This window comes from Polaromonas sp. (assembly GCF_041689105.1).
In the GTDB taxonomy this organism is placed as follows: Bacteria; Pseudomonadota; Gammaproteobacteria; order Burkholderiales; family Burkholderiaceae_C; genus Polaromonas.
Genome location: NZ_JBDNGU010000079.1, coordinates 22,307 through 47,776 on the forward strand (window position 1 = coordinate 22,307; position 25,470 = coordinate 47,776).

The following is a 25,470-nucleotide window of genomic DNA, read 5'->3' on the forward strand; positions in this document are numbered from 1 at the left end:
TCGTTGCCTTACGCGCTGGAGGCTTGCTGGAAGTATTTCAAAAGCTTGCACCCGCGATCACGCCACAACTCGCGGCGCGACACTCCGCATGAATCGCTCATCAACACAATCATGCAACTAGACCACGCCCAACCCTTCCCCTACAACTTTGAGTTGAAGTCCACAGCGCTCGTCATCATCGACATGCAGCGCGACTTCATCGAGCCGGGCGGCTTCGGCGAGACCTTGGGCAACGACGTCGCGCTGTTGCAAGCGATTGTTCCTGCCTGCAAGGCCGTACTGGAGGTCTGGCGCGGCCTTTGTGGTCTGGTGGTGCATACCCGTGAGGCGCACCGGGCAGACCTGACCGATTGCCCGCCTGCCAAGCGCAGGCGCGGCAACCCGGCCCTGCGCATTGGTGACGTGGGCGCGATGGGCCGCATACTGATTGCTGGCGAGCCGGGCAACCAGATCATTGCCGAACTCGCGCCGCTGCCCGGCGAGATCGCCGTCGACAAACCCGGCAAGGGCGCCTTCTACGCCACCGGCCTGCATGAGCGGCTACAGCAGGCCGGCATCACCCACCTGATTTTCATGGGTGTGACGACCGAGGTCTGCGTGCAGACCTCGATGCGTGAAGCCAATGACCGCGGCTACGAGGGCCTGCTGCTGGAGGACTGCACCGAGAGCTACTTTCCTCAGTTCAAGGCCGCTGCGGTCGAGATGATGCGGGCCCAGGGTGCCATCGTTGGTTGGACCGCCACCAGCGGCGACTTGCTGCCCGCGCTGGCGGCCCTCCCGGCACAGTCCCAACACTGCTAGAGTTTCCCCATGCTCACTGCCGCCAGCCATCCTGTCCTCCTTGCCGGCACGCCTGTCCACCGTTCGCGCGCCGACGAGGTGTATGAGCAGCTCAAGCGCGACGTGTCCGAGTTCAAGCTCGTTCCCGGCGACCGCTTTACAGAAACTGAAATCAGCGAGCGGCTGGGTGTGTCGCGCACGCCGGTGCGCCAGGCGCTGTTCAAGCTGCAGCAGGAGGGTTTTGTCGAGGTTCTGTTTCGCAGCGGCTGGCGCGTTTTGCCCTTCGACTTCAACCAGTTTGAAGAGTTGTATGACTTGCGTATGGTGCTGGAAACCACGGCGGCGCATCGCCTGTGTGATGGTGCGCTGAAGATCGACAACAGCCTGCTGGAGGCGCTGGCCGCGATCTGGATGGTCAGCCCGGACCAGCGCAGTAGCGACACCGTGCAGGTGGCGCAGTGGGACGAAGCCTTTCACTGCGCACTGGTGGCCGCGGCTGGTAATGCCGAGATGGCGCGGGTGCACCGCGACGTGACCGAACGCATACGTGTGATCCGCCGGCTCGACTTCACCAAGCAGCCGCGCATCGACGCCACCTATGACGAACACGCCAAGATCCTCAAGGCGATCCAGCGCAAGCGCGGCGAGCAGGCGGCCTTGCTGTTGCGCTCGCACATCCAGACCAGCCAGGCTGAGGTGCGCAAGATCACCCTGCACCAGGTGCATCTGGCGCGGCAGTTTGGCGCCAAGGCGCGTTAGGGGCACGCAAGATCCGTTTGACGGGTGAAGTCCGGCTGACGAATAAAACGGGTCTTTCGCCCACGAGGTGTCAGGGCTTGCCGCTGCCTCAGTTTCTCTAGCTGGATGCACGACGGGGCTATTTGCAGCATTTCGATCAAGCAGTGTTGGCCGATTGGGCGGCTTGTCGCCAACTATCGATCAGGCTGCTGGTCAAGCCTGGCGACCATGTGTTCCCCGGCGCGCCGATTGCCCTCGTTAAATCGCTGAACGACGGTGCCGACGACGTCGGCGAGGCCATCCGCTCTGCCACCGGTTTGGGCGGTGAGCGCGCCAGTTCCGCGGACCTGGAATACACCATCCGCCAACTCGTCGAAGTCGCGGTGCGGGCGCTGTCTGCCGGCATCAACGACCCGCACACCGCCATCAGCGTGCTGGACCGGCTCGGGGCATCGTTATGCGACATGGTCGGTCGAAATCTGCCGAGTGGGGTCTGGTTGAGCGATGGCAAAACTTGTCTGCTTGTCCCCGGCGCAGACTACGGCGGGGTCAAAGACGCGATGTTCCCCATGATTCGGCAAAACGCCGCCGGTAGCACGGCGGTGTTGACCCGCATGCTTGACATGCTCACTCGAGCGGTTCGAAGCGGTGTGTACGGGGTAACCCGCGCAGGCCGCCCTGTGCAAGCTTCGCCGCCTCGCCTGGTTGCTGCCCTTTACCAGCCAATGGCTTTGGGCAGCCAGGTCGCAATCGCCGGAAAGAAGAACACCAGCACGATGCCCACGATCTGCAGCCCGACAAAGGGCAGCACACCCAGGTAGATGTGTCGCGTCGTCACCCCCGGCGGCGCCACACCGCGCAGAAAGAACAGCGCCCAGCCGAAGGGGGGTGTGAGAAACGAGGTCTGCAGGTTGATGGTGATCATCATCGCCAGCCAGACCATGTCCACGCCAGCCGCCGCGAAGATTGGCAAAAACAGCGGCACGGCGATGTAGCTGATTTCTATCCACTCGATGAAAAAACCGAGCACGAAGATCAGTCCCATCAGGAACCAGACCGCCGTGTTGATGCCGCCTGGCAAAAAGGCGAACAGGTCCTCGATCAGTTGTTCACCGTGCAGGCCGCGAAACGCCAGGCTGAACACCTGCGAGCTGATCAGGATGAACAGCACCATGGCCGATATTCGCGTGGTGGTCTGCATCACGTCGCGCAGCACCGCCAGCGACAGCCGGCGCGCCAGCGCCACCACCAGGATGGAACCCAGTGCACCCATCGAGGCGGCCTCGGTCGGCGCTGCAATACCGCCGATGATGGAGCCCAGCACCGACAGCACCAGCGCCAATGGCGGCAGCGCCACCTTGAGCACGCGCAGCCACAACTGCGAGCGTGACACCGCGTCGCGCTCAGCTTTCGGCACCGGCGGCATCGAGTCGGGCCGGATCATGCCGTAGACCACGATCCAGCTCACGTAGAGCCCGGCCAGCATCAGGCCGGGCATCACCGCTGCTGCGAACAGCGTGCCCACCGAGAGTTGCATGATGTCCGACAGCAGGATCAGCACCAGGCTGGGCGGAATGATCTGCCCCAGCGTGCCCGAGGCGCAAATCGCGCCGCAGGAAATCGCCGGGTCATACCCGCGCCGCAGCAGTGTCGGCAGCGTCAAGAGGCCCAGGGTGATGACGGTGGCACCGACGATGCCGGTGGTGGCACCCATCAGCACACCGACCCCGATGATGCCCAGCGCCATGCCGCCACGCAGTCCGCCCGCCAGATGACCGATCACGTCGAGCAGGTCTGCGGCCAGACGCGATTTTTCCAGCATCACACCCATGAAGACAAACAGTGGAATCGCCAGCCACTGGTAGTTGGCAACCACGCCGTAAATGCGCGCCGGCAGCAGGTTGAACAGCGACTCGCCGAAACCCATGAAGCCAAAGATGAAGCCACTCGCGGCCAGCGTAATGCCGACCGGAATGCCGCCTATCAGCATCAGGAAAAAACCGATCAGCAGGCCAATGGCCAGCCATTCATCCATGCTCATGGCCGGGCCTCCGGGGCGGTGGGCGGCTGGGGGCCAAACAGGCGCAGCGCAGCGCCCACGCCCTGCGCCGCCGCCATCAGGCCAAACACCGCAAAGCCCACGGGAATCAGCGCCTTGAGCACCCAGCGGTGCGTCAAGCCCCCGGGGTCAGACGAAATCTCGTTGATCACATAGGACTGGGTCACAAACTGGATCGAGTAACGGATCACCAGCCCCGCCATGGCGACGGCCAGCAGCGCCGACAGCAGGTCTACCGCAGCCTGCGTGCGCGGCGTGTAGCGCGCGTAGAGCACATCCACGCGCACATGTTCACCCTTGAGCAGCGCGTAGGTCATGCCGAACAGCACCAGTGGCGCCAGCAGGTGCCATTCCAGCTCTTGCGCCCAGACCGAGCCGATGCTGAAGGCGTATCGCAGCAGCACGTCGATGGCCATGAGCACCACAATCGCCAGCGTGAGCCAGGAGGCGGTGCGGCCAATCAGGTCCACCGCGTACTCGACGCGCGCCACAAAGGCGCGTGCCGGCCCGGCGACGCCCCCGAGGGCGCCGTCAGTCTCTCTTCGTGTCATGACCGGGTCAGGCCGTCAGGATCTTGCTGTGGTACGGACCTTCGCTGTAGCCAGCCCAGGCGTCGTACTTCTTCTTGTAGGCCATGTAGGAGTCGTGCACCTTTTTGGTCATCGCGTCCTTGGCGACTGCTTCGGCCAGCACCTGGTTGGTGACCTCGCGCAGCTTTTTGAGCACCTCGTCGGGCAGCGGCTTGGCGATCACACCCTGGTTTTTCACCAGGTCGTCCATGGCCTCGGCGTTGTTGCGCTGGCACCAGGCTTCGCTGATGACATTGCAGGCGGCCGAGGCGTTCTCGACCACGGCCTGCAGGTCCTTGGGCAGCTTGTCCCAAGCCGCCTTGTTGATCAGCAGCTCCGACACCGTTGCCGTTTCATGCCAGCCGGTGGTGTAGTAATACTTGGCGGCCTTGTGCAGACCCAGCTTGCGGTCCTGGAAGGGGCCGACAAATTCGGCCGCGTCGATCACGCCGCGCTCTAGCGCCGGAAAAATCTCGCCGCCGGGCAGCAGCTTCACATCGACGCCCAGCGCCGCGTACACACGGCCGGCCAGGCCGGGGATGCGCATCTTCAGGCCCTTGAGGTCAGCACTCGATTTGATCTCTTTCTTGAACCAGCCGGTCATCTGCACGCCGGTGTTGCCGCAGGGCATGGCGACCATGCCGAAGGGCGCATACACCTCGTTCCACAGCTGCTGGCCACCGCCGTCGTAGAGCCAGCCGTTGATGCCCTGGAAGTTCAGGCCGAAGGGCACGGCGGTGAAGTACTGGGCCGCAAAGGTTTTGCCGGTCCAGAAATAGCTGTTGGCGTGGTTCATCTCGACGGTACCGGCGCGCACGGCGTCGAAACCTTCGAGGGCCGGAATCAGCTCGCCCGCACCAAACACCTGGATCTTCAGGCGTCCGCCCGACATCACGTCGATGCGTTTGGCCAGGTCGGTCGCGCTGCCCGGGCCTTCCATGTAAAACGGCGAACCCTTGCCGTAGGCGCTGGTCATCTTCCAGCTGAAATTCTGCTGGGCGCTGGCAATCATCGGGAAGCCGAGCGTGGTGCCGGCAACTGCGGCGACAGATGCGCTGGTCAACATTGAACGTCGTGTGGAAATCATGCAATATTCCTTGGAGTAGAGGGGCTGAAGAGGCAACGCTTGCCGCGCAAACGGGGTGGTTGCGCGAAGGGTTAGCATGCAAACAGCGTGCCACGGGACGGTTGCAGGACAAGCAACTTTTCCCTTTGTAGTGGGCCCCCTACAGACTCCAGACCCGGCCCCACAGATCAAGGTCTTTCAGCCCGTGGCCGGCGCGGTGTGGCGTGTCACGCTGACTTTCCGCCGGCCGTACCTCCGGCGCCAGGTCGATCTCTACATTGCGGAGGACGAACTCGCTCAAAGCGTGAGTGCGTAGTCGACGGTGATCGGCGAGGCCTCCTTCTACGTCACCAGCCCGCACAAGCGGCTGCAGCAGGAAGGATTCGTCGAGGTGCGCAAAATCACCCTGCGCCAGGTGCATCTGGCACGGCGGCTCAGCGCGCAGGCGCCCTGAGCACCGAGGCGTAATAACTTTTAGCCCCAGAAACGGCTAGTTTTCACTAGCGCTTCAAAACCCGCGCCAACAGTCGATGCTGTATTTTCTTTTCGCTGGTGATGGCGAAGAAGTGTTCTTCTACCCCCGTGCAGTCGCCGAGTTTGAGAACGCCGTAGCGATGGGTCAAGTCGTCATTGACCAGGCTGGCTGCGGGGAACACGCCCATGCCGCTGGCCCCGAATGTTTTAAGCAGGGCGCTGTCTTCAAACTCGCCTGTAATGCGCGGCTTGAGATCGTGCTTCATCAGCCAATGGTCGATGCGCGCGCGAACCGCCGTATGGCCCGTTGGGAGCAGTACAGGCACAGTACCGAGCGACTTTGGGAAACCCGCTTGCGCCCGCTGGTGCAGTTCGGGTGTGGCGTACCACGCAATCGGGGAAGAGCCCATCGGGTGGGTGTACAGGCGCATGGCCGGGTTGGAAGGCGCCGGGCGGTCGGCAATCACCATGTCGATACGGTGCAGCGCCAGCTCGCCCAGCAGGTCTTCGAATTCACCATCATGGCAAAGCAGCCGAAGGTTGGGCTCCAGCAGTACCGGCTCCAGCAGGTGCCGCACCACCAGCTTGGGCAGGCCATCAGAAATGCCGACACCCAGCCGCACGCTGGGGGCGTTCATGGCGTCACGCAGGGCGGCGGGCAGTTGCTCGCCCAGCTGAAAAATCTGGTCGGCCTGGTGCATGGCGACGACGCCCGCCTCGGTCAGGCGCAAACCGCGCCCTTCCGGTTTGAGCAAGGTGTGGCCCAGCGCCATTTCGAGTTCCCGCACCTGAGTGCTGACGGTCTGTACGGCCATGCCGAGGCGGTTTGCGGCACGCGTCATCCCGCCTTCTTTGGCAACCACCCAGAAGTAATAGAGGTGGCGGTAATTGAGAGGCGTGGTGGTGTTCATGGGTTGATTGTCGATCAATACATCTGTTTAACAGAAGTATTTGTTCTTGATTTTCTGCTTTTAATGTAGTCCTTGGCACCCTAAGCTTCAAGCCTTACCAACCCGTGATCAACCTTTCCCTCAGGACACTGTCATGAACACCCCTACACAAACTGCCGACCGGGCTCTATCGCAAGGTCAAACCACCGGCTCCCGCATTGGTCAGCCAATGGACGCGGCGCCACCTGATTCCCGGGCTGTGGCGCGTGTGCTTCGCAACACCTACGCCTTGCTGTCGCTCACGTTGCTGTTCAGTGCGGCCATGGCCGCGACCGCCCTGGCGTTGCGCTTGCCCGCCCCGGGCATCGTCATCACGCTGGTGGGTTACTTTGGCCTGCTGTACGCCGTGCACAAGCTGCAAAACAGTGGCTGGGCGATACCCGTGGTGTTTGCGCTCACCGGGTTCATGGGCTACACCCTCGGCCCGATGTTGGCCAAAACACTGTCACTGCCGGCCGGTGGGCAAATCGTCATGATGGCGCTCGCCGCGACTGGCGCAACCTTTTTGGCACTGTCAACGTGGGTACTGACGACCAAACGAGACTTCAGCTTTATGGGCGGCTTTTTGTTTGTGGGTATGGTCATCGCCATTCTGGCTGGCCTGGCCGCGATGTTCTTTCAAATGCCGGCGCTGGGTCTGGCGGTGTCGGCCATGGTCGCCTTGCTGTCATCGGGCTTGATCCTGTTTGAAACCAGCCGCATCGTCAACGGGGGCGAGAGCAACTATGTGCTGGCTACCGTCGGTTTGTTCGTATCGGTCTTCAATTTATTCACAAGCCTGCTGAGCCTGTTTGGTTTCGGTGGGTCTTCTGAATAGCCTCCCACGCGCAAAAGGAACGCATCATGAAATGTCCCTGTTGCCCGGATACCACCCTGTCGATGATGGATCGGCAAGGTGTTGAAATTGATTTTTGCCCAAAGTGCCGAGGTATCTGGCTGGACCGCGGTGAACTCGACAAGTTGCTGGAGCTGGCCGCACCAACCTTTCATGCGGCCAGCCGCGACGCCGACCTGCCCCAAAGCGGGCGCTACAACGGCGACCGGCGTAGCGGTGACCACTATCGCGAAGACCGCTACGATAAAAGCTCTGGTGAGAATCACGACCGCCGCAAGAAATCCTGGCTGAATGACATCTTCGACTGACTTCTGCCTCGAATCCACTTCAAAAAAACAACCCTCTGATATCTCATGCAAACCATCGCGCCGCTCTGGCTCTGGGCCACCTTTATTGCTATCGTTTTAGTCTCGCTCTTTGTCGATTTCGTCGTTCTTAAAAAGCAGGGCGCCCATGTGATCCGTGTGAAGGAGGCGCTCGATTGGTCGCTGATCTGGATCGGGCTCAGCTTCCTGTTCAACGCGCTGTTTTGGTGGGCCGTCAAAGACAGCACGGGCTCCACCGCCATCGCCAACGAGAAAGCACTGGAGTTTTTAACCGGCTATCTGATTGAAAAATCGTTGGCGGTCGACAATATTTTTGTCTTCTTGCTGATCTTCACCTACTTCGCTGTGCCGCCAGAATTTCAGAAGCGGGTGCTGATGATCGGTATCATCGGTGCCATTGTTTTACGCACCATCATGATTTTGGTGGGCGGCTGGTTACTGCAAGAGTTTCACTGGGTGCTGTACGTATTTGGCGCGTTTTTGATACTGACCGGCATAAAAATGTGGTGGGCCGCTGGCAAAGAGCCCGACCTGAACGACAACCCGGCGCTCAAGCTGCTGCGACGTGTATTGCCGGTCAGCAAAGGCTTTGATGGAGAAAAATTCTTCACCATTGAAAACGGCAAAAAAATCGCCACACCGCTCTTCATGGTGATTTGCCTGGTAGCGCTGACTGATGTGATTTTTGCAGTGGACTCCATCCCGGCCATCTTCGCGATTACCAGCGACCCCTTCATTGTGCTGACCAGTAACGTGTTCGCGATTTTGGGTCTGCGCGCGATGTACTTTTTACTCGCAGCGGTTGCCAACAAGTTCCACCTGCTCAACTATGGCTTGGCCGTGATCCTGGTTTTCATCGGTGGCAAGATGTGCTTGGTCGATTTCTACAAAATCCCGGTGTGGGCATCACTGGGTGTGGTGGTGGGTATCCTCACCTTCACCATGGTGCTGAGCTTGCGTACCGCGCCCGCAAAGGCCGAGGGCGGCAGCCCGACAGGTTCCTAGAGTTTGAAGTCGTAGTCCACGGTCCACGGTCCTCGGCGCCTGAGCGTCGCCGGGGATATGGCATGGCATCAGTGGATAGAGAGATCGCCCGCAGATGACCGCTGGTCATTGCGGCCTGCCTCCTCCCCTGATCCAGTTGTCCAGCGCTGCAGCTGTGACCGTTATCGCGTTGCCCGATCCACCGATTTCGCTGCCAATCGACAGCGTCGCCAGTTTCAGGCGAGCGGTACCCCGCTTGAGCTCGTCCAGCATCACGGTTCGGAGCTTGGTGAACCGGGAGGCCGCTGTCTGCTCTGCCCGACGAGCGTGGTTGCCGCAATTTCCTGGAGTGGCGCTGGACTTCGACGCATATCGTGTTTTGCGCGGAGACCGCGTTCAGTCGGATCGCAGGGATGACAACATCAACGATGCCGAGCATCTTGAGCCTCGGGTGTGAGCGAATCAGGTGAGTGGTCCGGCTCAGTGCGTCCGCTACGTGCTGATGGCTCCGCGGTCAGTCAGCGGCCAAAACAGGTCCCCGCCGAGGCCGTTTTACTTGGTACGTGGTGCGTGGTACGTGGTGCGCCAGCGCACAGACAGCTCGTTGACTACAGCGCAACATGTCTCCTTCAGGGCTATCCGCAGGGTAGCCCACAGTTGTCATCGGAGAATTCGCCTCGCAGGAACCCTCGCTCGATACCCGTGAGGCGTGTTCCTGGCTGATGTGGAATCAAGCGCGACTTTGCCGATGAACGGGACGCACCAGCGAGAAAGACCCGAAGCATGCCCACCAAGGACCCCGAATATTACGTTGAGGAGTTGCGCAAACGCGTCGCCACCCTCGGCAAACGCCCGATTGCTGTGGCTGTCGCGGCAGCGCTACTGTTTGTCTTCCTCTGGTCAAGCTGGTTCACGGTGCAGCCTGAGGAGACGGGTGTCGTCCAGCGCTTTGGGGCGGTGGACCGCACGGTGGGTCCGGGCCTTCACTTCAAGTTCCCTGACGGCATCGAGAGTGTTCGACGGGTGCCTACCGAGCGCGTCCTCAAGGAAGAATTCGGATTTGCCACGGTCGTCAACGTAGCTGGTGAGCGAACCCAGTACGCTTCCGACAAAAAGTCCTTTCAGAACGTCTCTCTGATGCTGACGGGCGATCTGAACGTGATCGATGTGCAATGGATTGTCCAGTACCGCATCGAGGACCCGGTGGCCTACCTCTTTCAGATTCGCGAGTCGCAGCAAACGATCCGCGATGTCTCGGAGGCCGTCATGCGGCGGGTGGTCGGCAACCGTCTGGGCAGTGATGTACTGACCGTCGGCCGCGTAGCCGTCTCCGCCGAGGTCAAGACGGAGATGCAGAAGATTCTCAGCGCCTACAAGACCGGCGTTCGGCTGGTGACCGTGGAGCTGCAGGACGTAACGCCGCCGGACAGTGTCAAACCTGCCTTCAACGAAGTGAACGAAGCGCGACAGGATCGTGAGCGCACGATCAATCAGGCGCAGGAGCAGGCCAATCGCGAGATACCCAAGGCGCGTGGCGAAGCGACGCGCACGGTGACCGAAGCCGAAGGGTATGCCGTCGAACGGATCAATCGCGCCAACGGCGAGGCGACGCGCTTCACCGCGATCCTCGCGGAGTACCAGCGGGCGCCGGAGGTCACGCGAAGGCGTCTTTACCTGGAGGCCATGGCGGACATCCTGCCTGTGGCCAAGGCCCTGTACATCGTGGACGCTGACCAGAAGACCCTGCTGCCTTTGCTGCGCCTGGAGTCGGGACAGGTGCCTGCGGCCGCTGCGGCAGGTGGCAATGCACAAGGCGCCAACACGGGAGTGCAACCATGATGAAGAACGTACTGAAGATCGGTGGCGGTGTTGCGGCGGTGGCGCTTGGCGTGACGCTCATGGGCACCTTCTATACGCTGGAAGAAGGCGAACAAGCGGTGATTGTGCAGTTCGGCCGGCCCGTGGGGGCACCAGTCACTGAGGCTGGGCTGCATGGCAAGTTGCCGTTTGTGCAGGAGGTGAGGCGGTTCGAGAAGCGCATCCTGGTCTGGGACGGCGACCCGAACCAGATTCCCACCAAAGGACGCGAGTTCATCTGGGTCGACACGACGGCCCGCTGGCGCATTGCCGATGCCAAGAAGTTCCTGGAGAGCGTCGCCACCGAGGCCGGCGCGCGATCGCGCCTGAACGATATCATCGACTCCGTCGTGCGCGATCAGGTGTCGGGCAGTGAACTGGTGGAACTGGTGCGCAGCGCATCGTGGGTGATTCCCAAGGACGAGCTTCTGGCGGAAGTGCCCGCCGAGGCGCAAGCGGAACTGAAGAAGGAGGTGGTGCGCGGACGCGAGGAGCTGACACGGACCATCCTCGCAAAGGCGCGGGAGGTCGTACCACAGTACGGGATCGAACTGGTGGATGTGCGCATCAAGCGCCTTGACTATGTCGAGAGCGTTCGCGAGAAGGTCTACGCCCGCATGATCTCGGAGCGAAAGCGAATTGCGGCACGGTTCAGGTCTGAGGGCGAAGGTCAGAGCGCCGAAATCCTCGGGACCATGGAGAAGGAGTTGCGTCAGATCCGTTCCACCGCCTACCGACGGGTTCAGGAAGTGCGCGGAAAGGCCGATGCCGAGGCGACACGGGTGTACGGTGCAGCGTACGGCGCAGACCCCGAGTTCTACGCCTTCTCACGAACCCTGGAAGCCTACAAGGAGGGACAGAACAAGAATTCCACGGTGATTCTCACGACCGAGAGTGACTACTACCGCTACCTGAAGCGCGCCAACGCTGCGCCAGCGGTGCGGACGAAGCGGTGACAGGAACTCGCCGTCTCAATGCAGGTCAGCGACAGCTTTTTTGGCGAGCGATCCATCAGCGCGTATGACGGAGCCGCGATTTCTACTCGCCGGGCACTTTACGGCCGCCTGGTTCCAGGGATCCGCGACAGCCAGCTTTCGGGTATTCATCCATACACAGCGCATCCCGGGGAGGTGTGTCCAATCCCTCTCATAACGTGATGTCGTATTCGATCGTCATCGGAGCGTGGTCGGAAAAACGCTGGGTCTTGTAGATGTGTTCGGTGCGCGCCAGCGCCGCCACGGCCGGCGTCGCCAGGTGATAGTCCAGCCGCCAGCCGACGTTTTTGGCATAGGCCTGGCCGCGGTTGCTCCACCAGGTGTAGGCGGCGTCGGTGCTGGTGGGCTGCAGCTTGCGGTAGACATCAACCATGCCGCCGCCGCGTGTGGCCTTCGCCGTGGGCTGGCCTGAACCGTCGGTCAGTTCTTCAAGCGCTTCTTCGGCCACTTCCGCGTCGCGCAGCAGTTCAGTCATCCAGGCGCGTTCTTCGGGCAGGAAGCCGCTGTTCTTGCGGTTGCCCTTGAAGTTTTTCAGGTCGATCTCCTGGTGCGCGATGTTGATATCGCCGCAGAGCACGAAGTCGCGCGTTTCCTTCAGCTTGGCGAGATAGGGGTAAAACTCGGCCAGAAAGCGGAACTTGGCGGCCTGGCGTTCTTCGCCCGATGAGCCGCTCGGAAAGTAACTGCTGATGATCGACAGTTTGGGCGCCTGCTTGCGGCTGGGGCTGTCAAATCGCAACTCGACGTAACGACCCTCGCCGTCGAATTCATGCGAGCCGTAGCCGGTGATGACATCACTCGGCTCATGTCGGCTGTACACGGCCACGCCGGAATAGCCCTTTTTCTCGGCAAAGTGGAAATGCCCCTTGAGCCCGGCGATTTCCTCGAACCGCCCGGCCACATCGGCCGCCTGGGCCTTGAGCTCCTGCACGCAAATACAATCAGGTTGAGTCTGGGCCACCCACGCCGGCATGCCTTTGGTGGCTGCGGAACGGATGCCGTTGAGGTTCAGGCTGGTTAACTTAAACATGGGACTTCCAATGAGCGTAACAATGGGCGCGCCAGCACAAGGCGGGTACAACAACCCTCAGGGCGCTGAGGGCCTGGCCCTGGCACAGGAATTCATCGAGTTTGCCATCGCGTCAGGCGTGCTGCGTTTTGGCGAGTTCAAGACCAAGGCCGGGCGCATGAGCCCCTACTTTTTCAATGCGGGTTTGTTCGACGACGGCGCCAAGCTGGGCCGGCTGGCGCAATTTTATGCGCGCGGCCTGCTGCTGGAGGAGAAAACCAGCGGCCTGCAGTACGACATGATTTTCGGCCCAGCCTACAAGGGTATTCCATTGGCCGCAGCGGTGGCCGTGGAGCTGGCGCGGCTGGGCCGCAACGTGCCCTTTGCCTACAACCGCAAGGAAACCAAGGACCACGGCGAGGGCGGCACGCTGGTTGGTGCGCCGGTCAGGGGCCGGGTGCTGATCATCGACGACGTGATTTCGGCCGGCACCGCCACGCGCGAGTCGATTGCGATCATCCGGGCGGCGGGTGCCACACCACATGCGGTGTCCATCGCGCTGGACCGCCAGGAGAAAGCCACTGAGGACGGGCAGGACGTGCCCTACAGCGCCGTGCAATTTGTCACCAGGGAGTACGGACTGCACGTTTTCGCGATTGCCCGTTTGACCGACTTGCTGCACTATCTGGCAGAGGCGGACACGGCTTCCCCGCAAGGCGTGGAACCAAATGGCGGCGATACGCTTCAGACCCATTACCAGCGCGTGCTGGATTACCGGCAGCGCTACGGCGTTGACTAGGACCTGATTGTTCATGCATCTTCATTTGAATCGGTACACGTACAGCGCTGTCGGCGCGGCCGCCTTGCAGCCGACGACCCTCCTGCCGCGCGGACTCCTGGCCCTGGTGGCCGCCTGCCTGTGCAGTCTGGCCGCGGCGCAACCGACATCGTCGGGGATCTACACCTGCGTTGACGGCAAAGGCCGCCGGATCACCGCAGACCGGCCGATCGCTGAATGCATGGACCGCACGCAAAAGCAGTTGTCGAGCTCCGGTCTGGTCAAGCGCGAGATTGCGCCTTCGCTGACCAAAGATGAGCGCGCAGCCGCCGAAGAAAAGGAAAGAGTCGCTATTGAGAGGAAGGCGCGGGAGGCCGAAGAGAAAAAGCTTGATGACGCCTTGCTGGCGCGTTACCCGACCCGCGCCGAGCATGGCAAGGAACGCATGGAGGCCTTGAGTCAGGTCGAGGAGAGCATCAAGGCTTCGGCCAAACGCTCGGCGGAGCTGGCGGAGCAGAACAAGGCCGTGAAAGCCGACCTGGATTTTTATAAAAATGACCCGCGCCGGGCGCCGGCCTCCCTGAAACGCCGGCTTGAAGAAAACGAAAACAGCGTGACCGAGCAAAAGCGGGTTATTGCCGAGCAGGAGGCCGAGAAAAAACGCGTGAACATGCGTTTCGACGAAGAGCTGGCCAAGCTCAAGCCGTTCTGGCCGCAGGCCGCCCCGGTGTCGACCAAGGTGCTGCCACCGCCCGCAGCCGCGAGGAAGTGATTTTTACCAAGTAAAAACCGCCTCTGGCCCTTATGTGGTGGGCGCAAGCAGCTATGATTTTTATAGCTTGTCAGGCACGCAACAAGCGTCAAGTCAACCCAGTTTTTTTCCTCAGCAGCTCATTGACTTGCGCCGGGTTGGCCTTGCCCTTGGTGGCCTTCATGGCCTGGCCGACCAGCGCGTTCATGGCTTTGGCATTGCCGGCTTTCACTTCTTCGACATTCTTGGCGTTGGCGGCCAGGACGTCGTCAATGATCTTGTCGAGCTCGCCGGTGTCACTCATTTGTTTGAGGCCTTTGGCTTCAATGATGGCGTCCACCTCGCTGCCTTCACCTGTCCACAGCGCGTCGAAAACCTGCCGGGCTGCGTTGTTGGAGACCGTGCCGTCGGCGATACGAATGATCAGGCTCGAAAGCTGGTCCTCGCGAACGGCGGAGGTTTCAATCAGTTTTTCTTCCGCATTGAGGCGGCGCGAGAGCTCTCCCATCACCCAGTTGCTGGCCAGCTTGGGCTGTTTGCTTGCCGCCGCCACGGCTTCAAAATACGCCGCAGTGGCCTTGCCTTGTGTGAGCTGGCCGGCGTCGTACTCGGGCAGCCCGTAATCCTTGACAAAACGCGCGGCCATCACGCGCGGTAGCTCGCTCATCTCCGAACGTGTGCGCTCCACCCATTCGCGCGAAATCATTAAGGGCGGCAGGTCCGGATCAGGAAAGTAGCGGTAGTCCGCCGCGTCTTCCTTGGTACGCATGGAACGCGTTTCGCCGGTGTCCGGGTCGAACAACACGGTGGCCTGCTGGATCGCATGGCCGTCCTCAAGCTGCCCGATCTGCCAGCGCACTTCGTAGTCAATCGCCTGCTGCATGAACTTGAAACTGTTCAGGTTCTTGATCTCGCGGCGGGTGCCCAGATCGGCGCCGGGTTTGCGCACCGAGACGTTGGCGTCGCAGCGAAAGCTGCCTTCCTGCATGTTGCCGTCGCAGATGCCTATCCAGGTGACGATCTTGTGCAATTCTTTGGCATAGGCCACGGCTTCAAGAGACGAGCGCATGTCGGGCTCGGTCACGATTTCGAGCAACGGCGTGCCAGCGCGGTTCAAGTCGATGCCGCTCTGGCCAATGAAATCTTCGTGTAGCGACTTGCCCGCGTCTTCCTCGAGGTGAGCGCGTACCAGACGCACCGACTTTTTCTCGTCACCAAGGAAAAACTCCACCAAGCCGCCCTGCACCACCGGAATTTCAAACTGACTGATCTGATAACCCTTTGGCAGGTCGGGGTAGAAATAGTTCTTGCGCGCGAACACGCTGCTTTCGGCGATGTGGGCGTTCACGGCCAGGCCGAACTCGATGGCGCGTTGCACAGCGCCCTTGTTCATCACCGGCAGCGCGCCGGGCAGGGCGAAATCGACCGCGGAAGCCTGCGTGTTCGGCTCGGCACCAAAACTCGTGGGTGCGCGGCTGAAAATTTTCGACTGCGTGGTGAGCTGGGTGTGGGTCTCGAAACCGATGATGACTTCGTAGCCCTGCACCAGCGGACCGGTAGGCCGGCCGACTTGCATTTCTGCAAAGGAATTGACGGGGGAGGGTTGTTGGCTCATGTCGAAATCGCCTCAAAATCCCGGGGGCCGGTGCATGTGCCAGTCGGTCGCCAGCTGGAACTGGTGCGCCGTGCCCAGCAGCTGCGCTTCCTTGAAGTAGTTGCCGATCAGCTGCAGCCCGACGGGCATGCCGTGTGCGCCAAAACCGGCCGGCACACTCATGCCGGGCAGGCCGGCCAGGCTGGACGACAGGGTGTAGATGTCGGCCAGGTAACTGGCGACAGGATCGTTCGAGTTCTCGCCGATTTTCCAGGCAACCGTGGGCGACACCGGGCCGGCGATGATGTCGCACTGCGCAAAGGCTTTCTGGAAATCCTCGGCAATCAGCCGACGGATTTTTTGCGCCTTCAGGTAATACGCGTCATAGTAGCCGTGTGACAGCACATAGGTGCCTATCATGATGCGGCGCGTGACTTCGTCGCCGAACCCTTCGCTGCGCGACTTCTTGTACATGTCGGTCAGGTCGCCGTAGTTCTCCGCACGGTGGCCATATCGCACACCGTCAAAGCGGCTCAAGTTGCTGCTGGCTTCGGCGGGGGCAATCACGTAATAGACCGGGATCGACAGCTCGGTCAGCGGCAGGCTCACGTCCACCAGGGTCGCGCCCAGCTTTTCAAACTCGGCCAGCGCGCCGCGTACGGCCTGGAGCACGTCGGCCGAGCAGCCGATGCCGAAAAACTGGGTGGGCAGGCCGATACGTAAACCTTTCAAGCTTTTCAGGGGTGCAGCCCTTGCGCCGCCTGCGCTGGCAGCTATTAAATCAGTAGCGTAGTTGAGCGCAGGCAGGTCCAGCGAGGTCGAGTCGCGGTCCAGGTCGGGGCCGGCCATGCTCGACAGCAGCAGGGCGCAGTCCAGTGCGCTGCGCGCCATGGGGCCAGCCTGGTCCAGGCTGGAGGCAAACGCCACCATGCCGTAACGCGAGCAGCGGCCGTAGGTCGGCTTGATGCCGGTGATGCCGGTCAGCGACGCAGGCTGGCGGATGGAGCCGCCGGTGTCGGTGCCGGTGGCGGCGGGCACCAGGCGCGCGGCCACAGCCGCGGCCGAGCCACCTGAGGAGCCGCCCGGTACGCGTGTGTTGTCCCAGGGGTTGTGTGCGGGCTGGTAGGCGCTGTTGTCGTTGCCCGACCCCATGGCGAACTCGTCGCAGTTGAGCTTGCCCAGGCTCACCATGCCGGCACCGCCAGCCGCGACGCCAAGCTGGCGCACGACGGTTGCGTCAAACGGGCTGCGGTAGTTCTCAAGCATCTTCGAGCCGGCTGTTGTCGGGAAGTCGCGCGTGACAAAAATATCCTTGTGCGCCAGCGGCACGCCCAGCAAAGCCGTGCGCTCCCCGGTGGCCAGGCGTGCATCTGCGGCACGCGCCTGCGCCAGGGAGACATCCGCATCGGTGGCCAGGAAGGCGCCCAGTCCCTGGTGTTGCTGGATGCGGTTCAGGAAGTGCTGCGTCACCTCGACGCTGGAGACTTCGCGGGTAGCGAGTTTGGCGGCGAGTTCGGCGACGCTCAGGTCGTGCAAATCAGCTGTGTTCATGGCTCACTCGATCACACGGGGAACGAGGAAGAGGCCGCGCTCCACCGAAGGGGCGCTGACCTGGCTGGCTTCACGCTGGTTGGGCTCGCTGGCAATGTCGTCCCGCAGGCGCAGGGCCACCTGGCCCAGCGCAGCGGCCGGGTGGGCCAGCGGCTCCACGCCCTCGGTATTGACCGCATCCATTTGCGCCACCAGGGCAAAAAAACCGTTGAGTTGCCCGAGAACGCGGTCTGTTTCGTCGGAGCGTAATTCAAGCCTCGCCAGATTGGCGACGCGTTCAATGTCTTGGGAGGTCAATGCCATGGGGTAAAACTGCAGCTGAAACCGGGTGTAAAGGTGAAATAATGGGCCGTGTTCCGGTCGGTGAATCACAGGGGATGCGTTATTATCCCGCCTTTGGTGTGAAATCACGGTTGGATGGACGCTTTAGGCGTTATTTGTCAAGGTGCTAGACCACTTCGTCCTTCCATTTCAGCGCTCCCATTGATCAATCATAAAAGGCGATAGGGCAACGAAGTTTGCTCCATGCCCAAACCAGAACCGGACCCCCCAACATGTTTGAAACTTACCGCCGGTACTTCTCTACCGACCTGGCGATTGATCTGGGTACCGCCAATACGCTGATTTTTGTGCGCGACCGCGGCATTGTCCTGGACGAACCGTCGGTCGTCGCTATTCGCCACGAAGGCGGGCCGCAAGGTAAAAAAACGATTCAAGCCGTCGGCCACGAAGCCAAGGCCATGCTCGGCAAGGTGCCCGGCAACATCGAGGCCATCCGGCCGATGAAAGACGGCGTGATCGCCGACTTCACCGTGACCGAGCAGATGCTCAAGCAGTTCATCAAGATGGTGCATCCGCGCAGCTTCTTCAGGCCGAGCCCGCGCATCATCATCTGCGTGCCCTGCGGCTCCACCCAGGTCGAACGCCGCGCCATTCGTGAAAGCGCGCTGGGCGCCGGCGCCAGCGATGTCTACCTGATTGAAGAACCCATGGCCGCCGCCATCGGCGCTGGCCTGCCGGTGTCCGAGGCCAGCGGCTCCATGGTGGTGGATATTGGCGGCGGCACCACCGAGGTCGGCGTCATCTCGCTGGGCGGCATGGTTTATAAAGGGAGCGTGCGGGTCGGCGGCGACCGTTTTGACGAAGCCATCATCAGCTACATTCGCCGCAACTACGGCCTGTTGATCGGCGAGCCGACGGCAGAAGCTATCAAGAAAAAAATCGGCTCGGCCTTTCCCGGCTCCGAGGTCAAGGAGATGGAAGTCAAGGGCCGCAACCTGTCTGAAGGTGTGCCGCGATCTTTCACCATCTCGAGCAACGAGATCCTGGAAGCCCTGACCGACCCGCTCAACAACATCGTCAGCGCCGTGAAAACCGCGCTGGAGCACACGCCGCCCGAGCTGGGCGCCGACATTGCTGACCGGGGCATGATGCTGACCGGTGGCGGCGCGCTGCTGCGAGACCTGGACCGCCTGCTGGCCGAGGAAACCGGCCTGCCGGTGCTGGTGGCCGAAGATCCGCTGACCTGCGTGGTGCGTGGCTGCGGCATCGCGCTGGAGCGCATGGACCGGCTGGGCTCCATCTTCACGTCCGAATAAGCCAGGAAGCATCTCCCCGATGCTGCCGCGAAGGCGCATGATGGACCGCAGACCATGCCCTTAGGAACGCTCGACAGAACGCCACCCCCTTTCTTCAGGCAGGGGCCGTCAGCCCTGTCCAAACTGATGTTTTTCAGTGCGCTGGCCCTGTTTTTGATGGTGGCCGACATGCGCTTCAAGGTCACCCAGCCGATCCGTGCCGCGTTTGCCACCGCGCTGTACCCGGTGCAGTGGCTGGCCCTGCAGCCGGTGCGTGCGGCGCAATATGGCGGCGGCTATTTCACCGCGCTTAGCCAGGCCAAAAGCAGCGAAGAAGCCGCTCGCCAGAAACTTGCCGTGCAGTCGCTGCGGGCCGGCCAGGTCGAGCAGCTGGCGCTGGAGAACACGCGGCTGCGCAAGCTGCTGGACCTGCGCGAGAAAAAAGCCATCACCGGCATGGCGGCCGAGGTGCTGTACGACGCGCCCGATCCGTACACCCGCAAGGTCATCATCGACAAGGGGCTGGCCCATGGTGTTGAACTGGCGTCGCCCGTGGTGGACGAGTCCGGTGTGCTCGGCCAGGTCACCCGGGTACACCCATTCGTCAGTGAAGTGACGCTGGTGACAGACCGCGAACTGGCCATCCCCGTGCTCAACGCGCGCACCGGCGCGCGCAGCGTGGCCTACGGCGAGCCTACGGCGTCTGGCGGTGGCTTGGAGCTGCGTTTCATGGGCAGCAATTCGGACGTCCAGCAGGGTGACCTGCTCACGACCAGCGGCGTGGACGGGGTGTATCCGCCGGGCCTGCCGGTCGCCAAAATCGAACGCATAGAGCGCCGCGCCGAATCGGCCTTTGCCCGGATTTACTGCACGCCGCAGGCCTTGGTGGGCGCAGCGCTCCATGTGATGGTGATCAAGCCGGTCTCGGGGCAGATTCCGCCGCGCCCGGCCGATGAATCGGTCGCGCCGACCGCGCCGGCCAAAAAAGGAGGCAGCAAGTGATCATGCCCTCGGGTCAGCAGCTGCTGCTGCCGGCCAACCCGTTTTTTATCTGGACCAGCCTGATTATTGCCCTGCTGCTGGACATGTTGCCGCTGGGGCGTGTGCCGTGGATGCCGGATTTTCTGGCCCTGGTGCTGGTGTTCTGGAACGTGCACCAGCCGCAGCGCGTGGGCATCGGTCTGGCCTTCATGTTCGGTTTGGGCATGGACGTGCACCAGTCGGCCCTGCTGGGGCAACATGCACTGGCTTACACGGCGCTGAGCTTTTTCGCCACCATGATTCACCGCCGACTGCTCTGGTTTACCGTACCCTCGCAGGCCTTGCAGGTCCTGCCGATGTTTGCCGCAGCCCATGGCGTGGAAATTGTCATCCGCATGAGCAGCGGTGGCATTTTTCCCGGCTGGACGCTGTTGCTGGCGCCGCTGGCCGAGTCCATGCTGTGGCCGGTGGTCAGCGTGATGTTGCTGGCGCCGCAACGCCGCGCGCCTAACCCGGACGAGAATCGACCACTATGAGGCCCCCACGGTCGCTCACTGCGTGTAGCTCCCTGCCCCCCGAGGGGGCCGCTGCGCCTGCGGGCCGGCGGAGCCGGACCCGCGGCCCCTGCTTGAAGGGGATGGATATCTCGCCATCGCTCGGTTTGCATCGTGGTTTTGGGCGCGGGCACTTTTCAAGAGTGGGCGAGTCGCACAGCCATGACTGAACTCCGGGACATCGAAGCCGACCTCTCGCGTTTTCGCGCACGGGTGCTGGTGATGGCGCTGGTGATTTTGCTGGCATTCACGCTGGTTGCGGCCCGGCTGGTTTATCTGCAGGTGGTGCGGCACGACGACCTCAACGCGCAGGCCGAAAGCAACCGCACGGCGGTGGTCCCCATCGTGCCCAACCGCGGCTTGATTCTGGACCGCAACGGCGTCGTGCTGGCGACCAATTATTCCGCCTACACGCTGGAAATCACGCCGTCGAAAGTCCCCGACCTCGAAGCCACCATTGAAGCGCTCGGCCTTCTGGTGGAGATTTCTGCGCGCGACAAGCGGCGTTTCAAGAAGCTGCGCGACGAATCCAGAAATTTCGAGTCCCTGCCCATACGCACGCGGCTTAGCGACGAGGAAGTGGCGCGTTTTGCCGCGCAGCGCTTCCGGTTTCCCGGTGTTGACATCAAGGCGCGCCTGTTCCGCAGCTACCCTTACGGCGAACTGGCCAGCCACGTGGTGGGCTATATCGGGCGCATCAACCGGGCCGAAAAGGAACGGATAGAGGAAAGCGACGACGAGGGCAACTACCGCGGCACCGACTACATCGGCAAACTAGGCGTGGAGCAGAGCTTCGAGCAGCAGTTGCACGGCAACACCGGCGTCGAGCAGGTGGAAACCTCGGCCGGCGGGCGCGCCGTGCGCAAGCTTGCCAGCAGCCCGGCCACGCCTGGCCACACGGTCACGCTGTCGATTGACATCCGGCTGCAAAAACTCGTGGAAGACATGTTTGGCGACAGGCGTGGCGCCCTGGTCGCGCTGGACCCTCAAACCGGCGAGGTGTTGGCCTTTGTCAGCAAGCCCACCTTTGACCCCAATTTGTTTGTGGACGGCATCGACAGCGAAAGCTGGCAGGCGCTCAATGAGTCGATCGACAAGCCCATGCTGAACCGGGCCTTGCGCGGCACCTACCCCCCGGGCTCTACCTACAAACCGTTCATGGCGATGGCTGCACTGGAAAGCGGTAAACGCCAGCCCGGCAGCATCACCAACGACACCGGCTCCTGGATGTTCGGCGGCCACCAGTTTCGCAGCCATGGCGCCGGGCTGGGCCCGGTGGACATGCACCAGAGCATCGTCAAGTCCAGCAACGTGTATTACTACTCGCTGGCCAATGACCTGGGCGTCGATGCCATGCATGATTTCATGAAGCCGCTGGGCTTCGGGCAGATGACCGGCATCGACATCCATGGCGAAGTGAGCGGTGTGTTGCCCAGCCAGGCCTGGAAGCGCAACTACTACAAAAAGCCGGAGCAAAAAAAGTGGTACGCCGGCGAAACCATTTCGCTGGGCATCGGCCAGGGCTATAACAGTTTCACCATGCTTCAGCTGGCCCAGGCCACAGCCACCCTGGCCAACAATGGCGTCAAGCACAAGCCTCAGTTGGTGATTGCCACCCAGGATCCGGTGACGCGTGTCACCGAGCCGATTGCACGGGCTGCCGGCGAAGACCTGGGCTACAAGCCCGACAACATTGCCGTTGTTCGGAGGGCGCTGGTCAGCGTGACCCAGGACGGCACGTCGGCGCGGGTGTTCACGGGCGCGGGTTACCTGAGCGGCGGCAAAACCGGCACGGCCCAGGCCAGGTCGGTCGGCCAAAAAGACAAATACGATGCACGCAAGCTTGAAGAACACCAGCGCGACCACGCGCTGTACATGGCGTTTGCTCCAGCCGACAACCCTAAAATTGCACTCGCCGTGGTGGTGGAAAACGCCGGCTTCGGCGCCGCCCACGCGGCGCCCATTGCCCGGCGCGTTTTTGACTATGTGTTGCTGGGCCAGTACCCCAATGAAGTTGATATGGCGGCTGTGCAGAAAGGCCTTGCCGGCGCGCCGATTGGCAAGCCGCGACCGGCTGCTGAAGTGGCGGACCTGCTGGCAGCAAGCAGCGCGGGGGGTGGGCGCGGCGCAGCATCGGCCGCTGCCAGCGCGGCCAGGGCGGCGGTGATTGCCGAGGCCCTGAGCAAGCTGGCGCCTGGCGTGCCTGCGCTTGACGTGTATCCCGACTAGATTGCCCCCACGGTCGCTCACTGCGTGTAGCTTCCTGTACCTTGCAGGCCGCCGCTCGCCAGAGGGTTCGCTTCTGGTGCCTGTCCCAACCTGCCCAGGCAGGTCCGGAGCCGCAGGCACCAGCCCCGAGGGGGCCGCTGTACCCTTTATTTCAGAAAAGCGTCGTACCCGGTTTTCATGATCAGGGTGCTGACCACGCCGATAAACACCACACGCACAAAACCCGCACCATGCTTGAGCGCCATGTGGGTGCCCAGCACGCTGCCCACCACATTGGCCAGGGCCATCGTCAGCGCGAAATGCCACCAGACGTGACCTTTCCAGGCGAACAGCAGCAGGGCTGCCAGATTGGTGGACGTGTTGAGCAACTTGGCCGAGGCCGAGGCATTCAAAAAGTCATAGCCCAGCCAGCGTACAAACAGGAACACAAAAAAGCTGCCGGTGCCCGGGCCGAAAAATCCGTCATAAAAACCCAGCACCAGGCCGATGCAGCAGGCTGCGGCGGTCTCGGCATGGCCGCTGAAGCGCGGCGCGTGGTGGCGGCCCAGTTCTTTTTTAACCAGTGTGTAAAGCAGCACGGCCAGCAGCACAAAAGGCAGGGCTTTGCGTAAAAAATCCGGCGACACCACGGTCACCAGCCAGGCGCCGGCGAGCGATGCGGCAAAGCCCGCCGCAGCGGCCGGTAGCAGGGCCGACCAGCGCATGTCTACGCGGCGAGCGTATTGCACGGTGGCGACCGCAGTGCCCCAGACCGACGCGCCCTTGTTCACTCCAAACAACGTGGCCGGATGGGTGGTCGGAAAAACGGCAAACAGGGCGGGCACCAAAATCAGCCCGCCGCCGCCGACGATGGAGTCCACAAAACCCGCCACCAGCGAGGCAACCGTCACGATCATCAATTCCATCGCGTGATTGTCTCATCGGCCCTGCATGGCGAGGTGCGCCTTGCAGATGCACCGATCCGGTACGCGGAACGAAAAAAAAGCACCGGGCAAGCCCGGCGCTTTGCAAAAAACATCCCGGAGGATGCGCATATTGTTCTAGTAAATGTGTTTGTCTCCTCGGCCCCTCTGCGAGCGCCGTGGCCCGTCTGCAGGTCAACCAATATAGGCCGCGCACCCCCATAGTGCATCGGGATTTCCCCTCCCCCGGGCACTGGCATGACTTATGCCTGTTGTTACCAGTTGTTGAAATCATTCGCACAAAAACGGGAAATCACCATGTACCACAGGCGCGTTGCTGGGTTGAGTTTGTGTTTCTGGCTGGCGTTGGCCGCCTCGCAGGCGGGGGCACAAGCGCCTGCAACACCGGCCTCCGAGCCGGCCAGTGCGGCGCCTGCAGCGGCGCTGACTCCCGCGTTGCCAACCGCACCACCCGAGGCGCCCGCGGCCATCGCTGCACCCGCAGCAGCGGCGGTGGCCACCCCTGCCCCCGCGGCGCCCCTGACCCATCCTGGCATGGTGGCTGCGGACACCCTCAGTGGTGCCGACACCGCCTGGCTCATGACCGCGACAGCGTTGGTCTTGCTGATGACACTTCCGGGCATTGCGCTGTTTTATGGCGGCATGGTGCGCAAAAAAAACGTGCTTAACACCATGGCCAGCGTGGTGGCGATCTGCGCTGTGGTCAGCCTGCTCTGGTTCGCCGCCGGGTATTCGCTGGCCTTCACGCCCGGTAGCGGCGCGATGGCTCCTTTCATAGGCGGGACTGAACGCCTCTGGTTTGCCGGACTGGACTACGTCAAGGACACGCAGAAGGTAGCGGTCAGCCATATTGCCCCGAATATCCCCGAATCGGTGTATTCGATGTTCCAGTTGACGTTCGCCATCATCACAGCCGCGCTGGTGGTCGGTGCTTTTGTTGAACGCATGCGGTTTTCCGCCATGCTGTGTTTCATCAGCTTGTGGACGCTGGCGGTGTACGCGCCGATTGCGCATTGGGTCTGGGAGCCGGGCGGCTGGCTGGCCCAGCTCGGCGCGCTCGACTTTGCCGGTGGTTCGGTGGTGCACATCAATGCCGGTGTGGCCGGGCTGGTGTGTGCCTATGCGCTCGGCCCACGCACTGCCTACGGGCGTGAAGCCTTTACGCCCTTCAACCTCGGATTGACGATGGCCGGCGCCGGCATGTTGTGGGTGGGGTGGTATGGCTTCAATGCCGGCTCAGCCGTGGCTTCCGACGGCCGCGCGGGCCTGGCGATGGCGGTGACACACATCGCAGCAGCGGCAGGCGCGCTGTCCTGGATGTTCGCCGAATGGGTGGTGCGCAGACGCCCAACCTTGCTGGGTTTGTGCTCCGGACTGGTGGCTGGCCTGGTGGCCATCACGCCGGCCGCAGGGTTTGTTTCACCGCGCGCTGCACTCGCTATCGGGCTGATTGCCGGCGTGGCCTGCTACTGGGGCGCTACCGGGCTTAAACGCCTGCTCAATGCGGACGACTCGCTCGATGTGTTCGGTGTGCACGGTGTGGGCGGCATTGTCGGCTCCCTGCTGACCGGGGTGTTTGCCAGCAAAACAATTTCCGGCGTGGAGGGCAGCGTTCTCACCCAGGCCATCGGGGTCGGTGCCGTGCTTTGCTACAGCCTGCTCATGACGGCGGTGGTGCTCTGGATTACCTCGCTGCTGTTCAGCCTGCGCGTCAGCGAGGCATCGGAATCCGATGGGATGGACATTTCCCAGCATGCCGAGCGGATTGCCTGATTGGCAAGGAGAAGCCATGTCCACCACCGAAAAAATTGCCATTGCCGCCCATCTGCATGTGCTGCTGCGACGCAAGACCGGGCGTGTGACAGACACGGAATGGATGGCCACCAATGC

Annotated in this window: 27 protein-coding genes; 16 read left to right on the plus strand and 11 right to left on the minus strand. The window is 62.1% G+C overall.

The genetic code is table 11. The annotated features are described in order from the left end of the window. Window positions 1–111: 111 nt before the first annotated feature. The 3 genes from ACESMT_RS07565 to ACESMT_RS07575 all read left to right on the plus strand — a co-directional run bounded on the left by ACESMT_RS07565 (window position 112) and on the right by ACESMT_RS07575 (window position 2,339). On the plus strand, window positions 112–801 hold the full coding sequence (locus tag ACESMT_RS07565) for a cysteine hydrolase family protein (RefSeq protein WP_372825953.1): 690 nt from the start codon (window positions 112–114) through the stop codon (window positions 799–801). Window positions 802–810: 9 nt separating this feature from the next. Further along, on the plus strand, window positions 811–1,539 hold the full coding sequence (locus tag ACESMT_RS07570; RefSeq protein ID WP_372825954.1) for a GntR family transcriptional regulator: 729 nt from the start codon (window positions 811–813) through the stop codon (window positions 1,537–1,539). A 122-nt stretch (window positions 1,540–1,661) separates the two neighbouring features. Further along, window positions 1,662–2,339, plus strand: a complete 678-nt coding sequence (locus tag ACESMT_RS07575; protein WP_372825955.1) for a DUF2254 family protein — start codon at window positions 1,662–1,664, stop codon at window positions 2,337–2,339. Here the strand turns inward: ACESMT_RS07575 and ACESMT_RS07580 are convergent. The 4 genes from ACESMT_RS07580 to ACESMT_RS07595 form a co-directional block, all read right to left on the minus strand. Further along, the gene (locus ACESMT_RS07580; protein ID WP_372825956.1) at window positions 2,234–3,559 is read right to left on the minus strand and encodes a TRAP transporter large permease subunit; all 1,326 of its coding nucleotides are present in this window, start codon (window positions 3,557–3,559) and stop codon (window positions 2,234–2,236) included. The two genes, ACESMT_RS07575 and ACESMT_RS07580, sit on opposite strands and share 106 nt — an antisense overlap. Continuing rightward, on the minus strand, window positions 3,556–4,128 hold the full coding sequence (locus tag ACESMT_RS07585; protein ID WP_372825957.1) for a TRAP transporter small permease subunit: 573 nt from the start codon (window positions 4,126–4,128) through the stop codon (window positions 3,556–3,558). The genes ACESMT_RS07580 and ACESMT_RS07585 overlap by 4 nt, the downstream gene beginning before the upstream one ends. 7 nt (window positions 4,129–4,135) lie before the next feature. After that, complete coding sequence (locus ACESMT_RS07590) at window positions 4,136–5,233, minus strand: TRAP transporter substrate-binding protein (protein WP_372825958.1); 1,098 nt, start codon at window positions 5,231–5,233, stop codon at window positions 4,136–4,138. A gap of 139 nt (window positions 5,234–5,372) precedes the next feature. Continuing rightward, entirely contained in the window at window positions 5,373–5,513 is a 141-nt protein-coding gene (locus tag ACESMT_RS07595) for a hypothetical protein (RefSeq protein ID WP_372825959.1), read from the minus strand. A 21-nt stretch (window positions 5,514–5,534) separates the two neighbouring features. Between ACESMT_RS07595 and ACESMT_RS07600 the strand changes: the two genes are divergently transcribed. Beyond that, window positions 5,535–5,666, plus strand: coding sequence for a hypothetical protein (locus tag ACESMT_RS07600; protein WP_372825960.1), 132 nt, complete (start codon window positions 5,535–5,537; stop codon window positions 5,664–5,666). Between the two features lie 46 nt (window positions 5,667–5,712). Here ACESMT_RS07600 and ACESMT_RS07605 read toward each other — a convergent pair whose 3' ends face one another. Next, window positions 5,713–6,597: a LysR family transcriptional regulator gene (locus ACESMT_RS07605; RefSeq protein WP_372825961.1), complete on the minus strand. Its 885-nt coding sequence runs from the start codon at window positions 6,595–6,597 to the stop codon at window positions 5,713–5,715. A gap of 133 nt (window positions 6,598–6,730) precedes the next feature. Here ACESMT_RS07605 and ACESMT_RS07610 point away from each other — a divergent pair, with 133 nt between their 5' ends. Genes ACESMT_RS07610 through ACESMT_RS07620 form a run of 3 tightly spaced genes read left to right on the plus strand, consistent with a single transcriptional unit; the run spans window position 6,731 to window position 8,802 of the window. Then, on the plus strand, window positions 6,731–7,453 hold the full coding sequence (locus ACESMT_RS07610; RefSeq protein WP_372825962.1) for a Bax inhibitor-1/YccA family protein: 723 nt from the start codon (window positions 6,731–6,733) through the stop codon (window positions 7,451–7,453). A gap of 26 nt (window positions 7,454–7,479) precedes the next feature. Continuing rightward, complete coding sequence (locus tag ACESMT_RS07615) at window positions 7,480–7,779, plus strand: zf-TFIIB domain-containing protein (RefSeq protein WP_372825963.1); 300 nt, start codon at window positions 7,480–7,482, stop codon at window positions 7,777–7,779. A gap of 45 nt (window positions 7,780–7,824) precedes the next feature. Beyond that, complete coding sequence (locus ACESMT_RS07620) at window positions 7,825–8,802, plus strand: TerC family protein (RefSeq protein ID WP_372825964.1); 978 nt, start codon at window positions 7,825–7,827, stop codon at window positions 8,800–8,802. A gap of 105 nt (window positions 8,803–8,907) precedes the next feature. Here the strand turns inward: ACESMT_RS07620 and ACESMT_RS07625 are convergent, their stop codons facing one another. Beyond that, a complete protein-coding gene (locus tag ACESMT_RS07625) occupies window positions 8,908–9,054 on the minus strand; it encodes a hypothetical protein (RefSeq protein WP_372825965.1) in 147 nt (48 codons plus the stop codon). Between the two features lie 510 nt (window positions 9,055–9,564). On the opposite strand from ACESMT_RS07625, the gene hflK reads away from it, so the two are divergent. Continuing rightward, complete coding sequence (hflK, locus tag ACESMT_RS07630) at window positions 9,565–10,620, plus strand: FtsH protease activity modulator HflK (RefSeq protein ID WP_372825966.1); 1,056 nt, start codon at window positions 9,565–9,567, stop codon at window positions 10,618–10,620. Beyond that, the gene (gene hflC / locus ACESMT_RS07635) at window positions 10,617–11,594 is read left to right on the plus strand and encodes a protease modulator HflC (RefSeq protein ID WP_372825967.1); all 978 of its coding nucleotides are present in this window, start codon (window positions 10,617–10,619) and stop codon (window positions 11,592–11,594) included. Before hflK ends, hflC begins: the two co-directional genes overlap by 4 nt. A 190-nt stretch (window positions 11,595–11,784) precedes the next feature. Here hflC and ACESMT_RS07640 read toward each other — a convergent pair whose 3' ends face one another. Beyond that, window positions 11,785–12,663, minus strand: coding sequence for an exodeoxyribonuclease III (locus ACESMT_RS07640; RefSeq protein ID WP_372825968.1), 879 nt, complete (start codon window positions 12,661–12,663; stop codon window positions 11,785–11,787). A 22-nt stretch (window positions 12,664–12,685) separates the two neighbouring features. Here ACESMT_RS07640 and pyrE point away from each other — a divergent pair, with 22 nt between their 5' ends. Then, on the plus strand, window positions 12,686–13,441 hold the full coding sequence (gene pyrE, locus ACESMT_RS07645; RefSeq protein ID WP_372825980.1) for an orotate phosphoribosyltransferase: 756 nt from the start codon (window positions 12,686–12,688) through the stop codon (window positions 13,439–13,441). A 13-nt stretch (window positions 13,442–13,454) separates the two neighbouring features. Then, a complete protein-coding gene (locus tag ACESMT_RS07650) occupies window positions 13,455–14,192 on the plus strand; it encodes a DUF4124 domain-containing protein (RefSeq protein WP_372825969.1) in 738 nt (245 codons plus the stop codon). Between the two features lie 88 nt (window positions 14,193–14,280). Here ACESMT_RS07650 and gatB read toward each other — a convergent pair whose 3' ends face one another. The 3 genes from gatB to gatC are packed head-to-tail and all read right to left on the minus strand — an operon-like array spanning window position 14,281 to window position 17,619. Further along, entirely contained in the window at window positions 14,281–15,747 is a 1,467-nt protein-coding gene (gatB, locus tag ACESMT_RS07655; RefSeq protein ID WP_372825981.1) for an Asp-tRNA(Asn)/Glu-tRNA(Gln) amidotransferase subunit GatB, read from the minus strand. Window positions 15,748–15,798: 51 nt separating this feature from the next. Beyond that, on the minus strand, window positions 15,799–17,316 hold the full coding sequence (gene gatA, locus ACESMT_RS07660) for an Asp-tRNA(Asn)/Glu-tRNA(Gln) amidotransferase subunit GatA (protein ID WP_372825970.1): 1,518 nt from the start codon (window positions 17,314–17,316) through the stop codon (window positions 15,799–15,801). 3 nt (window positions 17,317–17,319) lie between these two features. Next, the gene (gene gatC, locus ACESMT_RS07665) at window positions 17,320–17,619 is read right to left on the minus strand and encodes an Asp-tRNA(Asn)/Glu-tRNA(Gln) amidotransferase subunit GatC (protein ID WP_372825971.1); all 300 of its coding nucleotides are present in this window, start codon (window positions 17,617–17,619) and stop codon (window positions 17,320–17,322) included. Between the two features lie 251 nt (window positions 17,620–17,870). Here gatC and ACESMT_RS07670 point away from each other — a divergent pair, with 251 nt between their 5' ends. From ACESMT_RS07670 to mrdA, 4 genes are all read left to right on the plus strand, one after another. Beyond that, on the plus strand, window positions 17,871–18,914 hold the full coding sequence (locus ACESMT_RS07670) for a rod shape-determining protein (RefSeq protein WP_372825972.1): 1,044 nt from the start codon (window positions 17,871–17,873) through the stop codon (window positions 18,912–18,914). Window positions 18,915–18,968: 54 nt separating this feature from the next. Beyond that, window positions 18,969–19,895: a rod shape-determining protein MreC gene (gene mreC, locus ACESMT_RS07675; protein WP_372825973.1), complete on the plus strand. Its 927-nt coding sequence runs from the start codon at window positions 18,969–18,971 to the stop codon at window positions 19,893–19,895. Further along, window positions 19,892–20,410 (plus strand): rod shape-determining protein MreD, encoded by a 519-nt coding sequence (gene mreD / locus ACESMT_RS07680; protein WP_372825974.1) that lies wholly within the window; start codon window positions 19,892–19,894, stop codon window positions 20,408–20,410. The genes mreC and mreD overlap by 4 nt, the downstream gene beginning before the upstream one ends. 180 nt (window positions 20,411–20,590) lie before the next feature. Then, window positions 20,591–22,657 carry a penicillin-binding protein 2 gene (gene mrdA, locus ACESMT_RS07685; protein ID WP_372825975.1) on the plus strand — a complete coding sequence of 689 codons (2,067 nt, stop codon included), beginning with the start codon at window positions 20,591–20,593 and terminating at the stop codon, window positions 22,655–22,657. Between the two features lie 146 nt (window positions 22,658–22,803). Here the strand turns inward: mrdA and ACESMT_RS07690 are convergent, their stop codons facing one another. Next, window positions 22,804–23,562: a TSUP family transporter gene (locus ACESMT_RS07690; RefSeq protein ID WP_372825976.1), complete on the minus strand. Its 759-nt coding sequence runs from the start codon at window positions 23,560–23,562 to the stop codon at window positions 22,804–22,806. A 552-nt stretch (window positions 23,563–24,114) separates the two neighbouring features. On the opposite strand from ACESMT_RS07690, the gene ACESMT_RS07695 reads away from it, so the two are divergent. Further along, on the plus strand, window positions 24,115–25,353 hold the full coding sequence (locus tag ACESMT_RS07695; protein ID WP_372825982.1) for an ammonium transporter: 1,239 nt from the start codon (window positions 24,115–24,117) through the stop codon (window positions 25,351–25,353). Window positions 25,354–25,470 lie beyond the last annotated feature (117 nt).